Source organism: Plantibacter auratus (genome assembly GCF_050587365.1).
GTDB classification, from domain to species: domain Bacteria; phylum Actinomycetota; class Actinomycetes; order Actinomycetales; family Microbacteriaceae; genus Plantibacter; species Plantibacter auratus.
The window spans coordinates 900410-913442 of the sequence record NZ_JBOBFV010000001.1; the positions used below are offsets into that span (position 1 = coordinate 900410).

Consider the following 13033-nt stretch of genomic DNA (forward strand, 5'->3'; position numbering starts at 1 on the left):
TCACGTGCTCGCGAACTACCTCATCGGCCTCCGCGAAGGCCTCGAAGCAGGCCTCATCGTCGGCATCCTCGTCGCCTACCTGAACAAGCTCGGCCGCCGCGACGTCCTCCCCCGGTTGTGGCTCGGCGTCGCCGTCGCGATCGTCGTCTCGCTCGGTGTCGGTGCCATCCTCACCTGGGGACCGTACGGGCTGAGCTTCCAGGCGCAGGAGATCCTCGGCGGCGGACTCTCCATCCTGGCCGTCGGGCTCGTCACCTGGATGATCTTCTGGATGGGGCGCAACGCCCGAGAGCTCAAGCACGACCTCGAGTCACGACTCGACGCCGCCGTCGCCGGATCGGCGATCGGCATCGTCGTCCTCGGCTTCATCAGCGTCGGCCGCGAGGGCATCGAGACCGCCCTCTTCATCTGGGCGAGCGTCAACTCCGGTGAGAGCGCCGTCGTCGGCTCGATCGGCGCGCTCCTCGGCATCCTCACCTCCGTCGTCATCGCGTATCTCATCTACCGCGGATTCGTCCGGATCAACCTCGGCACCTTCTTCACGTGGACGGGGCTCTTCCTCGTCGTCGTGGCTGCCGGCGTCCTCGCCTACGGCGTCGGCGACCTCCAGGAAGCGGGCGCCATCCCCGGCTGGGGGCAGGCCGCGTTCAACCTGAGCGCGATCATCCCTCCAACGAGCTGGTACGGCACCGTCCTCGGCGGACTCTTCAACTTCACCCCTGCCCCGACCTGGGCGCAGTTCGGTGCGTGGCTGCTGTACCTGATCGTCACGCTCGTCTGCTTCATCCGGGTCTCGGGTCTCGGCCGTCGGCGCCCGACCTCGGTCACGAAACCGGTCACGACGAACGCCTGACCGGTCCCCGCCCCACCACGAACCAAGCACCAGCACCTTCCGACAGGAGTCTCCATGCAGCACCGCATCATCGCCGGCCTCGCCGGCGCGGGCGTCCTCGCCCTCGCCCTCACGGGATGCGTCCCGAACAAGACGGGAAGCGACGCACTCACCGTCGCCATCACCGACGACTCGTGCTCGGTGTCCGTCGCGAAGGCGACGGCCGGTGCCGTGACGTTCTCGATCACCAACAACGGCACCGACGTCAACGAGTTCGAGATCCTCGCCTCGGACAAGCTGCGCATCGTCGGCGAGAAGGAGAACGTGACGCCGGGCCAGACGGTGTCCTACGTCGCTCAGCTGAACCCCGGCACGTACTACACGGCCTGCAAGTTCCAGCTCGTCGGGGCTCCCGTCGGCCTCGCCGAGTTCACCGTCACCGGTGAGAACGCGGCCGTCTCGAAGGACGAGCAGGCGCTCACCGACCAGGCCGTGACGAACTACGTCGCGTACATCAAGTCGCAGGTGGCCGAACTCGTGCCGCAGGTGAAGGCCTTCACCGACGCGTACGCCGCCGGCGACGATGAGACCGCCCGTCAGCTCTTCGCGACGACGCGCGTCTCGTACGAACGCATCGAGCCGACGGCCGAGGCGTTCGGCGACCTCGACCCGAAGATCGACTACCGCGAGGTCGACGCCGTGGCTGAAGGACTCGACTGGACCGGCTTCCACCGGATCGAGAAGGACCTCTGGCCGCCGGCAGCCGACGCGCTGAACTCCGACGGCACGAGCGCGCTGACGGACTGGACGCCGTCGACGCCGGAACAGCGTCAGCAGTTCGCCACCGGACTCGTCGACGACGTGCAGCAGCTGTTCGACCTCGTCTCCGAGAAGGACTTCACCGTGAGCCTCGGCGACATCTCGAACGGTGCCATCGGTCTCCTGGACGAGGTCGCCGTCGGCAAGATCTCCGGCGAGGAGGACTGGTGGTCCCACACCGACCTCTACGACTTCGCGGCCAACGTGCAGGGAGCCGAGGTCGCGTTCGGCAACGTCAAGGACATCGCCGCGAGCAAGGGTGACGCGGGCACGAAGCTCGTCGGCCAGATCGAGACCGAGTTCACGGCGCTGCAGGACCTGCTCGCGAAGTACGGCAGCCTCGACAGCGGCTTCGTGAGCTACGACACCGTCACCGAGGAGCAGCGCAAGGAGCTCTCCGACCAGGTGAACGCCCTCGCCGAGCCGCTGTCGCAGCTCACCCACACGGTGCTCGGCGTCGCCGAGTAGCACCGAACGGATCCACCGCCGCCTCCGCGGCGCGCCGGGCCGGAACCGCTCAGAGCGTTCTGGGGGTTCCGGCCCTGCGGCCTTCCAGCCATCCCTGAATAGCATGAGGTCCGATGACCGAGCACACTCCCCCCACGACTCCTGCAACCGAGGCAGGGTCCACGCCCACCGCGTCTGGACCCGAGGCAGGATCGACGCCCACCGCGCCTGAACCCGGCGCCGCGTCCGCACCACCGAACGACGCCCCGCGGCGCGGGCTGTCGCGCCGGGCGCTGTTCGGCCTCGCCGGAGCGGGCGCCGCAGGGCTGGCGGCCGGAGCCGGGGCGACCGCGGCCATCACCGCCGCCGTCAGCGCCTCGGCGAGTGCCGCGGGCGTCACGACGGTCTACCCGTTCAACGGGGCCCACCAGAGCGGGATCACGACGCCGGCGCAGGACCGCCTGCACTTCGCCGCGTACGACGTGTCGGCTGGGACCACCCGGGAGGAGCTCATCGAGTTGCTCCAGGACTGGAGCGTCGCCGCGGCGCGCATGACGCAGGGGAAGGAGGTCGCCGACGGCGGTGCCGTCGACGGCTCCCCGCTCGCTCCCCCGGTCGACACCGGAGAAGCGCTCGGACTGCCCGCCAGCGGGCTCACGATCACCTTCGGGTTCGGACCCACGCTCTTCACCGCCGAGGACGGCACGGACCGGTTCGGCATCGCCGACCGGCGCCCGGGCGAGTTGGAGAAGCTCCCCCGCTTCACGGGCGACAACCTCCAGGCGGGCCTCACCGGCGGCGACCTCTGCATCCAGGCGTGCGCCGACGACCCGCAGGTCGCCGTGCACGCGATCCGCAATCTGAGCCGCATCGCGTTCGGACGCGCCTCCGTCCGCTGGTCGCAGCTCGGCTTCGGTCGTACCTCCTCGACCTCCACCAGCCAGGTCACCCCGCGCAACCTGTTCGGCTTCAAAGACGGCACCGCGAACGTCAAGTCCGAGGAGACCAAGACGGTCGAGGAGCAGGTCTGGGTTCAGGACGGAGACAGCGCCGCCTGGCTGAGCGGTGGTTCCTACCTCGTGGTCCGGAAGATCCGCATGATCATCGAGACCTGGGACCGCGCGCAGCTCCAGGAGCAGGAGCGCGTCATCGGTCGGAGCAAGGGCGAGGGCGCACCGCTGTCGGGCGGTAAGGAGTTCACTGAGCCCGACTTCGACGCGGTCGGCGCAACGGATCAGCCGCTCATCGACAAGCACTCGCACGTGCGCCTGGCGCACCCGACCCAGCTCAAGGGCACGAAGCTCCTGCGACGCGGATACAACTTCGTCGACGGCAACGACGACCTCGGGCGGTTGAACGCCGGACTGTTCTTCATGTCGTACCAGCGATCGCCGAAGCAGTTCATCGACGTGCAGCGCGCGCTGGCCACCGATGCGCTCAACGAGTACATCAAGCACGTCGGGTCGGCGATCTTCGCGGTGCCGCCGGGCGCGAGCAAGGACGGCTGGGTCGGCGAGACGCTCTTCGCGTAGGACCTGCCCGGTCGCTGAGCCCCGGTCACTGAGCCCTCCCTGACCGGTCACCGAGCCTGTCGAAGTGCTACTTGACCGTCACCGTGTAGAGGATGCTGTCCGCCGAGGCGACGAGCTTCACGTCGTAGGCCGTCGTCGACAGCGTCACGATCGAACCGTCGCCGTTCGCGATCTCCCCGTCGATCGTGAAGCCCGCCGCGACGAGCGCGTCCTTGGCTGCGGTGGCGGCGTCGGTCGCCTGCACCGTCACGACGAAGGTGTCCTTGCCGTCGACCGTCCCACGTCCGCCGTTGACCGTGCCGTCGACCACCGGGACCGCGTCGACGGGGTATCCGTCCGGCAGCCCCTCGTCGAGGTTCACGTCGAAGTCGCCACCGGTGGCGTCGCGGATGCCCTGCTCGACGGAGTCCTTGACGGTGGACTCGATGACGCTGCACCCGGCGAGCGTCGGAGCGAGGACGAGGGCGGCCAGCAGGGCGAGGGAGGCGGGTCGGCGCATGCGATCAGCTTAACGACCCGATGCCCGGTCTTCCTGAGAGGACCGGGCATCGGGTTGGAGCGGTTACCGCCTACTCGGACTGCTTCTTGAGACGCGAGTAGCTGCGCTGGCGGGCCTGAGCGTCGAGCTCGACCTTGCGGATGCGCACGTGCTCGGGCGTGACCTCGACGCACTCGTCCTCGCGGGCGAACTCGAGGCTCTCCTCGAGCGTGAGGACGCGCGGCGGCGTCATCGACTCGAAGTTGTCGGCCGAAGACTGACGCATGTTGGTCAGCTTCTTCTCCTTGGTGATGTTGACGTCCATGTCGTCGTTGCGCGAGTTCTCGCCGATGACCATGCCCTCGTAGACCTCTTCGGTCGGCTGCACGAAGAACGACATGCGTTCCTGCAGCGCGATGATCGCGAAGGGCGTGACCACACCGGAGCGGTCGGCGACGATCGAACCGTTGTTGCGCGTCGTGATCGCGCCGGCCCACTCGCCGTATCCGTGTGCCAACGCGTTGGCGATACCCGTACCGCGCGTGGCGGTGAGGAACTCGGACCGGAAGCCGATGAGACCGCGCGACGGGACGATGAACTCCATGCGGACCCAGCCGGTGCCGTGGTTCGCCATGTTCTCCATGCGGCCCTTGCGAGCGGCGAGGAGCTGCGTGATCGCGCCGAGGTGCTCCTCGGGAGCGTCGATGGTGAGGTGCTCGTACGGCTCGTGGACCTTGCCGTCGATACGCTTCGTGACCACCTGCGGCTTGCCGACGGTGAGCTCGTAGCCTTCGCGACGCATCTGCTCGACGAGGATGGCGAGCGCGAGCTCTCCACGGCCCTGGACCTCCCACGCGTCGGGTCGACCGATGTCGAGGACCTTGAGCGAGACGTTACCGATGAGCTCGCGGTCGAGGCGGTCCTTGACCATGCGCGCGGTGAGCTTGTGGCCCTTGACCTTGCCCATGAGCGGCGAGGTGTTGGTACCGATGGTCATCGAGATGGCCGGGTCGTCGACCGTGATGGCCGGCAGCGCGCGGACGTCCTCGGGGTCGGCCAGGGTGTCGCCGATCATGATGTCGGCGAAACCGGCGACGGCGACGATGTCGCCGGGGCCGGCGCTCTCGGCCGGGTAGCGGTCGAGGGCCTTCGTGATCATGAGCTCGGTGACGCGGACGTTGTGGACGTCGCCGTCGTGGCGGACCCACGCGACCGTCTGGCCCTTCTTCAGCGTGCCGTTGAAGATGCGCAGGAGCGCGAGACGACCGAGGAACGGCGAGGCGTCGAGGTTCGTGACGTGCGCCTGGAGCGGGTGCTCGTCGTCGTACTGCGGAGCCGGGATGTGCTCGAGGATGGCTGCGAACAGCGGCTCGAGGTCTTCACTGTCGGGCAGTTCGCCGTTGGCGGGCTTGTTGGACGACGCGCGGCCGGCCTTACCGGAGGCGTAGACGACCGGGACGTCGAGGACGGCGTCGAGGTCGAGGTCGGGGACGTCGTCGACCATGTCGCTGGCGAGACCGATGAGGAGGTCCTGGCTCTCGACGACGACCTCGTCGATGCGTGCGTCGGGGCGGTCGGTCTTGTTGACCAGGAGGATGACCGGCAGCTTGGCCTCGAGCGCCTTGCGGAGCACGAAGCGGGTCTGCGGCAGGGGGCCCTCGGACGCGTCGACGAGGAGGACGACGCCGTCGACCATGGACAGGCCGCGCTCGACCTCTCCACCGAAGTCGGCGTGGCCCGGGGTGTCGATGACGTTGATCGTGATCGGGCCGTCGGTGGCGTGTTCGCCCTTGTACGAGATCGCCGTGTTCTTGGCGAGGATGGTGATGCCCTTTTCGCGCTCGAGCTCATTCGAGTCCATGGCGCGTTCTTCGAGGTGGGCGTGTTCGGCGAAAGAGTTGGTCTGTCGCAGCATGGCGTCGACGAGGGTCGTCTTGCCGTGGTCAACGTGGGCCACGATCGCGACATTGCGCAGATCGGAACGAGTGGCGAGCGCCATAAAAGGGTGGCTTCCTTCAAGTGGATGGGATTCGGGCACGATGGTGCCGACGGACCATCATACCGCAGGAGTCCTGGCCGGGGGCTGAACGGCGACGGGCACCGGCGGTTTCCCGCCGATGCCCGTCGTCCTCAGGGTTCAGGAGGAACCCGTCGTGTGGCTTACTTCTTCCAGCCCACGTTCTTCCAATCGATGGTCTCGAACTGGGTCGGCCCGTAGTTCACGAGGCCGGTCTTGACGCCGTAGGTGTACGGCACCGGGAACAGCGGGAGCGTGGTCGCGAGGGCGACGATCTTCTTGTCGATCTCCTTCGCGATCTCGAGGCGCTTGTCGGGGTCGAGTTCCGCGTTGGCGCTCGCCCAGAGGTCACCGAGCGAGTCGTCGGTGACGCCGGGGAAGTTCTGCCCGGAATCGGCCGGGTAGAAGATCGACTCGGTGCTGGAGATCGGGAAGGCGGTGCCCTGCCACGCGAAGCTCACGGCGTCGAAGTCGCGGGTCTCGGTGGTGACGTACTTCGTGAAGAAGTCATCCGAGGGGACGGTGTCGATCTGGAGGTCGAAGCCCGACTCCTTCACCATGGCCTGCACCTGCTGCGACGTCTCGGCGGAGACCGGGTTGTCGGAGTCGATGACGTAGCGGACGGTCAGCTTCTGGCCGTCCTTCTCGCGGATGCCGTCGCTGCCCTCCTTCCAACCGGCGTCTTCGAGCTGCTTCTTGGCCGCGTCGATGTCGTAGCCGAGCACCTTGGAGGCGTCGTCCTCGTAGCCGTCCTGGCCCGGGAGGAAGATGAGGTTGTTCAGCAGGTCGGTCGGCGCGTCGATCGCGGCGAGGCGGGCCTCGGCGATGGTCTGACGGTTGATCGACTTGGCGAACGCCTGGCGGACCTCGGGGTCGCTCAGGACCTCGGACGTGCCGTTCAGCGTGATGTGGTTGTAGGTGGTACCGCGCGAACGCTGGATCTCGGCGTCGCTGCGCTTCTGAGCCGTCTGGTAGTTGTCGGCGTTGGAACCCACGCTGAAGACGTCGATCTCACTGTTGGAGAATGCCTGGGCGAGCCCGGCGCGGGAGATCTGCTTGAAGATGATGTTGTCGAGCTTCGGCTTGTCGCCCCACCACTTCGGGTTGGGCGCGAAGGTGACGACGGCACCGGTCTGGTCGATCTTGCTGACGATGTACGGGCCACCCGACACGTAGGTCGTGCCGTCGGCCGCGTACGGTCCGGTCGCCCAGAGGGTGTTGAACGACTCGGGCGTCGCGCCGAGCCACTTCGGCCAGATGTTGCCGAGGATGGACGGCCAGTCCGCGTTCTTGTTCTTGAACGTGATGAGGACGTCCTGCGGGCTGTCGCCGGCGGTGACGGACTCGATGTCCTTCCACACGTTCGTGGACGTGGGTGCGTACGCCTCGTTCGCGCCGTTCAGGGACTGCCACGTCGCAGCGACGTCGTCAACGCTGATCGCGGTGCCGTCGGACCACACGGCGTCGGGGTTGATCTTGATCTCGACGACCTGCGGGTCCTCGCTCTTCAGCTCGACCGAGGTCGCGTAGTCGGGGTTCGCCTCCCAGGAGCCGTCTTCCTTGATCTTGACGAACGACGGCGTGTACAAGTTCGTGAGGAACTGGTCGTCGACCGTACCGGCGTCGAGGTTGTTGAGGTTCCAGTTGGCCGGGATCGTGTCGACCGCGAGGTTCAGTGTGCCGCCCTGGGCGATCTGGTCGGCGTCGGCGCGCTCCCAGCCGGTGCCGGACAGCTCGGCGGGCTTCGACGTCGAGCCGCCACCGCCTGAACCGCCTCCGGTGCAAGCCGTCAATGCGAGGGCGACGATCGAGACGCCGGCGAGGATCATCCCGCCGCGCCGCTTCGATCCCTGTGTTCTGGAACTCATCGAGATCCACCTTTCGTGACGTGTAACTGCGCAACGCCGCACCGATGCGGAGCGGAAGGCGCGCAGGCCAATGTGGACCATCTTGCACCCGCTCCGGGGATCCCCCACAAGTGGGCACGAATTGTTACCGTTTCGATTTCTCGACGGTACGAGCCGGAAACATACGTTTCGTTTCCTGGGAACACGCGTCGTTTTCTGATTCCCGATGGTTCGGGGTTACAGTGTCTCCACCCCACGAGGGGAGCACAGCTGACGGGACGACGCGGTCCCGCACAACGACTTCGCAAGGCTGGTACATGATCGGGTTCATTGCACGGCGGTTGGTCAACTACCTGTTCCTCTCCGCCATCGCCACCATGCTGGGCTACGTGCTCGTGAGCATGACGCTCCAGCCCTCGGCCCGGTTCCTCGGGAAGAACCCGCCCATCCCGCAGTCCTCGATCGACGCGGCGCTCGACAAGATGGGCGTCAACCCGAAGGTGCCGCTGCTCGAACGCCTCTGGGACTGGGTCACCCAGCTCGTGACCACCGGGTCCCTCGGCGTCAGCACCCGCGGCACCCAGGTCACGGCCGACATCTTCGAGCGCTCGGGCACGAGCCTCCGACTCCTCGTCATCGGCACCATCCTGGGCGCGGTCATCGGCGTCGCCCTCGGCGTCTGGGGCGCCGTCCGGCAGTACCGGGCCAGCGACCAGATCATCACCTACGCCTCGTTCACGATCCTCGCGATGCCCGTCTTCGTCATCGGCGTCGTGCTCATGATCCTCGCGACGTCGCTCAACCAGGCGGTCGGCACGAACGTCATCAACTTCACCGGCGAGTACACCGCCGGCCTACAGGGCGGGTTCTGGACACAGTTCGGCGACCGGGCGATGCATCTGCTGCTGCCCACCATCACCCTCACCGTCGGCGCCGTCGCCTCGTACTCGCGGTACCAGCGCAGCGCCATGCTCGACGTGATGAGCGCCGACTACATCCGGACCGCCCGCTCGAAGGGCCGGACCCGCGGCTCCGCGATCATCCGACACGGCGTCCGCGTCGCGCTCATCCCGATGTCGACGTTCTTCGCCTACTCCTTCGGGCTCATCCTCACCGGCGCGAGTGTGACGGAGAACGTCTTCAGCTGGCACGGCATGGGCGAGTACCTCCTCACGAGCGTCTCGAACTCGGACATCAACGCCGCCGCCGGAACGATCCTCTTCACCTCCATCCTCGTCCTGATCGCCGGAACCCTCTCCGACGTGATCTATGCGGCGCTCGACCCGAGAGTGCGGGTGTAACGACATGGCACTGACCGACCCATCGACCCTCACCGTCGGCGAACCCGAGACGATGCGGGATGCACCAAAGCGGCCGCAGTCCCGCGGACGCACGATCCTCCGGAAGGTGCTCGCCACGAAGCGCGCCCGCATCGGTGGAGGCGTCCTCCTCTTCATCATCCTCTGGGCCTTCATCGGCCCGCTGCTCTCCCCCTGGTCCTTCACCGACCAGGACGGCCTCGCCTTCAGCCAGCCGCCCTCGCTGTCGCACTGGTTCGGCACGAACAACATCGGCCAGGACGTGTACGCGCAGACCCTCGTCGGTCTGCAGAAGTCCATCGTCATCGGCCTGATCGTCGGCCCGGGGGCGGCGATCATCGCCGGACTCGTCGGGGCCATCGCCGGTTACGTCGGCGGTGTCTGGGACAAGGCGATCGTCTGGCTCATCGACCTGCTCCTCGTCATCCCCGGCTTCTTCCTCCTCGTGCTCCTCAGCCCGGCGTTCAAGTCGCTCTCCTGGCTCGCCCTCGTCGTCTTCCTCGTCCTGTTCGGCTGGATGGTGCTCGCCCGCGTCATCCGCGGGCAGACGATGTCGCTCCGCGAACGCGAGTACGTCAAGGCCGCGCGCTTCATGGGCGTCCCCGGGTTCACGATCATCCGTCGGCACATCATCCCGAACGTCGCGAGCCTCCTCATCATCGACGCGACGCTCGGCATCGGCGCGGCGATCCTGTCGGAGACGACGCTGAGCTTCTTCGGCTTCGGCGTCCAGGCGCCCGACGTCTCGCTCGGTACTCTCCTCGCCGCCGGTGCGAGTGCGGCCGTGACGCGGCCCTGGCTGTTCGTCTTCCCGGCAGCGATCCTCGTCATCACCGTGCTCGCCTCGAGCCTCCTCGGCGACGCCCTCCGCGACGCCATCGACCCGACCTCAGGAGCCAACCGTGACTGACCCCCAGGCGACCGCGCCGCTCCTCAAGGTCGACGACCTCAGCGTCACCTTCCCCAACGCCGGCACGCCGGTGCACGCCGTCCGCGGTGTCTCCTACGAGGTGCGGCGAGGCGAGTTCCTCGGCATCGTCGGCGAGTCGGGCTCCGGTAAGAGCGTCTCCTCGATGGCCGTCATGGGGCTGCTCCCGACCAATGCGCAGGTGAGCGGCAGCATCCGCTACGACGGCGTCGAGCTGCTCGGCCAGTCTGACAAGGAACTGTCGAAGATCCGCGGGCGCGACATCGCCATGATCTTCCAGGATCCGCTCTCGGCCCTCACGCCCGTCTACACGATCGGTCAGCAGATCGCCGAGGGCCTCCGTCTCCACGACTCCGCGCTCTCGCAGCGCGCCGCCGAGACCCGGGCCGTCGAACTCCTGAAGATCGTCGGCATCCCGAACGCGGAGCGGCGTGCCAGGTCGTTCCCGCACGAATTCTCCGGTGGCATGCGTCAGCGGGCCATGATCGCGATCGCCATCGCCAACGACCCGCAGCTGATCATCGCCGACGAGCCGACCACCGCGCTCGACGTCACCATCCAGGCGCAGATCCTCGAGGTGCTCCAGAAGGCGAAGGACATCACCGGCGCCGCCGTGGTGCTCATCACGCACGACCTCGGTGTCGTCGCCGGCAACGCCGACCGGGTGGCCGTGATGTACGCGGGTCGGATCGTCGAGACGGCACCCGTCGTCCCATTGTTCCGCGAACCCCTCATGCCGTACACGATCGGTCTGCTGCGCTCCATGCCGAACATGGCCGCGAACCAGCAGGAGCGACTCGTCCCGCTCGAGGGACGCCCACCGCTGTTGACGACCGTGCCGACCGGCTGCCCCTTCGCCCCGCGCTGCCCGATCGCCGTGGCCGCCTGCCTCGAGGGTGAACCGGCGCTGCTCCCCGTCCTCGACGGTCCCGTCGAGGACCCGACGACCTCGGTCGACCACACCGCGGCGTGCATCCGCGCCGGCGAGATCGCCGACGGGTCGCTGCGCCGCCCGGAGATCTTCCCTCGGCCGGACGAGGTACCGGAGGAGCTCGTCGCCGAGGTCGCTCCGGAGACCGTCCTCGACGTCCGCGACCTGACCCGCGCCTTCCCGCTCACGAAGGGCGTCGTGTTCCGTCGCAACATCGGCACCGTCCGCGCGGTCGACGGGGTCTCGTTCAGCGTCCAGCGCGGACGCACCCTCGGCCTCGTCGGGGAGTCCGGCTGCGGGAAGACGACGACGATCATGGAGATCCTCGAACTCGCCAGGACGCAGGGCGGCAGCATCCACGTGAACGGGGTCGACACCGCGACGCTGTCGAAGCCCGACCGCCGGAAGCTGCGCAGCGACATCCAGGTGGTGTTCCAGGACCCGATGGCCTCGCTCGATCCGCGCATGACGATCGAGGACATCATCGGCGAACCGTTGACCGTCCACGGGGTCTCCCCCACCGAGATCCGCTCCCGCGTCGGTGCCATGCTCGAACTCGTCGGCCTGGAACCGTCCTTCGCCGGCCGGTACCCGCACGAGTTCTCGGGTGGCCAGCGACAGCGCATCGGCATCGCCCGGGCGCTCGTCGTCGAACCGAAGATCCTCGTGCTCGACGAGCCGGTCTCCGCGCTCGACGTCTCCGTCCAGGCCGGCGTCATCAACCTGCTCGAAGACCTCAAGCAGCGGCTCGGACTCTCGTACCTGTTCGTCGCCCACGACCTCGCCGTCGTCCGGCACATCGCCGACGACGTGGCGGTCATGTACCTCGGGCGCATCGTCGAGTACGGACCCAGCGCCACGATCTTCGACGACCCGAAGCACCCGTACACGCAGGCGCTCCTCTCCGCGGTGCCGGTCCCGGACCCCGAGATCGAACGCAGCCGGCAGCGCATCCTGCTGAACGGCGACCTCCCCTCCCCCAGCGACGACCGGGTCGGCTGCAGTTTCCGGAGCCGCTGCCCGCTGTTCCAGCTGCTGCCGGCGGAGAAGCAGGCGGTCTGCGAACGCGACGATCCGCGAGAGCGCCCCGTCGACGGACGGCTCGTGGCGTGTCACCATGCGGAGAGCGACCGGCTCGTCACCGCCTGATCGAGCCGTGCGGCCCCGCGGGTCGGCGGCCTGGAAGGATGGTGGACGTGAACGAAGCGACGAACGCCGGCAATCGGACCACTCTGCGGAGCACGAGCGGCTTCTGGATCCTCGGGGTCACCGCCCTGCTCATGGTCTTCTTCATCATCGACGCCGTCGGCCGCGGGGCCTGGGACTTCGCGGTCCAGGCGCTCCCGTGGGAGCTCCTCGTCGTGTGGCTGGTCTACCTCGTCCTCGTCCGCCCCTGCATCGTCATCGAGCCGTCGCAGCTGACCATCGTGAACGTGGGGCGTCTCCACGACATCCCGTGGTCGCGCATGGAGGAGGCGACCAGCCGCTACCAGCTCACGGTGCTCCTCCGCGACGGTCGGAAGATCACGAGCTGGGGCGCGCCGAGCGCCGGTCTCGACCGCCCGTCGATGATCGGCGGACGCGCCGGACGACGCGGGGTCGACCACCAGGACCGCGCGGCGGGTGTCCGCCGACCCGGCCGCGCCGGCAACGAGGGTCCGACGGCCGTCGACCTCATCGACCGTGCGCACGAACGCTGGGGTCGGATCGACCCGAAGGACGACCGCCTCGCCACCTCGCGCTGGGACGTCGTCGCCCTCGGCGTCACGGCCGCACTCGTCCTCTGGGGCGTCGCCTCGGCGCTCCTCGGCTAGCGACCGGCGGACGCCTCCCGCAACGCCGAAGGGCGGTGCCACGGATCACTCCGCGGCACCGCCCTTCGA

Annotated in this window: 10 protein-coding genes; 7 read left to right on the forward strand and 3 right to left on the reverse strand. The window is 68.0% G+C overall.

Features of this window, described 5'->3' with window-relative positions; all coding sequences use genetic code 11:
• Window positions 1-4 precede the first annotated feature (4 nt).
• The 3 genes from efeU to efeB all read left to right on the forward strand — a co-directional run bounded on the left by efeU (window position 5) and on the right by efeB (window position 3630).
• On the forward strand, window positions 5-853 hold the full coding sequence (efeU, locus tag ACQ3HE_RS04195; protein WP_430891426.1) for an iron uptake transporter permease EfeU: 849 nt from the start codon (window positions 5-7) through the stop codon (window positions 851-853).
• A gap of 54 nt (window positions 854-907) precedes the next feature.
• A complete protein-coding gene (gene efeO / locus ACQ3HE_RS04200) occupies window positions 908-2119 on the forward strand; it encodes an iron uptake system protein EfeO (RefSeq protein WP_124769013.1) in 1212 nt (403 codons plus the stop codon).
• Window positions 2120-2232: 113 nt separating this feature from the next.
• Window positions 2233-3630, forward strand: a complete 1398-nt coding sequence (gene efeB, locus ACQ3HE_RS04205) for an iron uptake transporter deferrochelatase/peroxidase subunit (RefSeq protein ID WP_430891427.1) — start codon at window positions 2233-2235, stop codon at window positions 3628-3630.
• A gap of 67 nt (window positions 3631-3697) precedes the next feature.
• Here efeB and ACQ3HE_RS04210 read toward each other — a convergent pair whose 3' ends face one another.
• The 3 genes from ACQ3HE_RS04210 to ACQ3HE_RS04220 form a co-directional block, all read right to left on the reverse strand.
• Entirely contained in the window at window positions 3698-4129 is a 432-nt protein-coding gene (locus ACQ3HE_RS04210) for a hypothetical protein (RefSeq protein WP_124769011.1), read from the reverse strand.
• 70 nt (window positions 4130-4199) lie between these two features.
• Window positions 4200-6107: a translational GTPase TypA gene (typA, locus tag ACQ3HE_RS04215; RefSeq protein WP_056007297.1), complete on the reverse strand. Its 1908-nt coding sequence runs from the start codon at window positions 6105-6107 to the stop codon at window positions 4200-4202.
• A 161-nt stretch (window positions 6108-6268) separates the two neighbouring features.
• The gene (locus ACQ3HE_RS04220) at window positions 6269-7993 is read right to left on the reverse strand and encodes an ABC transporter family substrate-binding protein (protein ID WP_159878240.1); all 1725 of its coding nucleotides are present in this window, start codon (window positions 7991-7993) and stop codon (window positions 6269-6271) included.
• 296 nt (window positions 7994-8289) lie between these two features.
• Between ACQ3HE_RS04220 and ACQ3HE_RS04225 the strand changes: the two genes are divergently transcribed.
• Genes ACQ3HE_RS04225 through ACQ3HE_RS04240 form a run of 4 tightly spaced genes read left to right on the forward strand, consistent with a single transcriptional unit; the run spans window position 8290 to window position 12964 of the window.
• Complete coding sequence (locus ACQ3HE_RS04225) at window positions 8290-9273, forward strand: ABC transporter permease (RefSeq protein WP_079705532.1); 984 nt, start codon at window positions 8290-8292, stop codon at window positions 9271-9273.
• A 4-nt stretch (window positions 9274-9277) separates the two neighbouring features.
• The gene (locus tag ACQ3HE_RS04230; protein WP_079705531.1) at window positions 9278-10201 is read left to right on the forward strand and encodes an ABC transporter permease; all 924 of its coding nucleotides are present in this window, start codon (window positions 9278-9280) and stop codon (window positions 10199-10201) included.
• Window positions 10194-12299, forward strand: a complete 2106-nt coding sequence (locus tag ACQ3HE_RS04235) for an ABC transporter ATP-binding protein (RefSeq protein ID WP_430891428.1) — start codon at window positions 10194-10196, stop codon at window positions 12297-12299. Before ACQ3HE_RS04230 ends, ACQ3HE_RS04235 begins: the two co-directional genes overlap by 8 nt.
• A gap of 47 nt (window positions 12300-12346) precedes the next feature.
• A complete protein-coding gene (locus ACQ3HE_RS04240) occupies window positions 12347-12964 on the forward strand; it encodes a hypothetical protein (RefSeq protein WP_159878236.1) in 618 nt (205 codons plus the stop codon).
• Window positions 12965-13033 lie beyond the last annotated feature (69 nt).

What these genes read in the sequence shown, in the direction of transcription:
- efeB (WP_430891427.1), top strand. Translation starts at nt 2,233, where the DNA reads ATGACCGAGCACACTCCCCCCACGACTCCTGCAACCGAGGCAGGGTCC.
- efeO (WP_124769013.1), top strand. Translation starts at nt 908, where the DNA reads ATGCAGCACCGCATCATCGCCGGCCTCGCCGGCGCGGGCGTCCTCGCC.
- ACQ3HE_RS04220 (WP_159878240.1), bottom strand. Translation starts at nt 7,993, where the DNA reads ATGAGTTCCAGAACACAGGGATCGAAGCGGCGCGGCGGGATGATCCTC.
- ACQ3HE_RS04225 (WP_079705532.1), top strand. Translation starts at nt 8,290, where the DNA reads ATGATCGGGTTCATTGCACGGCGGTTGGTCAACTACCTGTTCCTCTCC.
- ACQ3HE_RS04230 (WP_079705531.1), top strand. Translation starts at nt 9,278, where the DNA reads ATGGCACTGACCGACCCATCGACCCTCACCGTCGGCGAACCCGAGACG.
- typA (WP_056007297.1), bottom strand. Translation starts at nt 6,107, where the DNA reads ATGGCGCTCGCCACTCGTTCCGATCTGCGCAATGTCGCGATCGTGGCC.
- ACQ3HE_RS04210 (WP_124769011.1), bottom strand. Translation starts at nt 4,129, where the DNA reads ATGCGCCGACCCGCCTCCCTCGCCCTGCTGGCCGCCCTCGTCCTCGCT.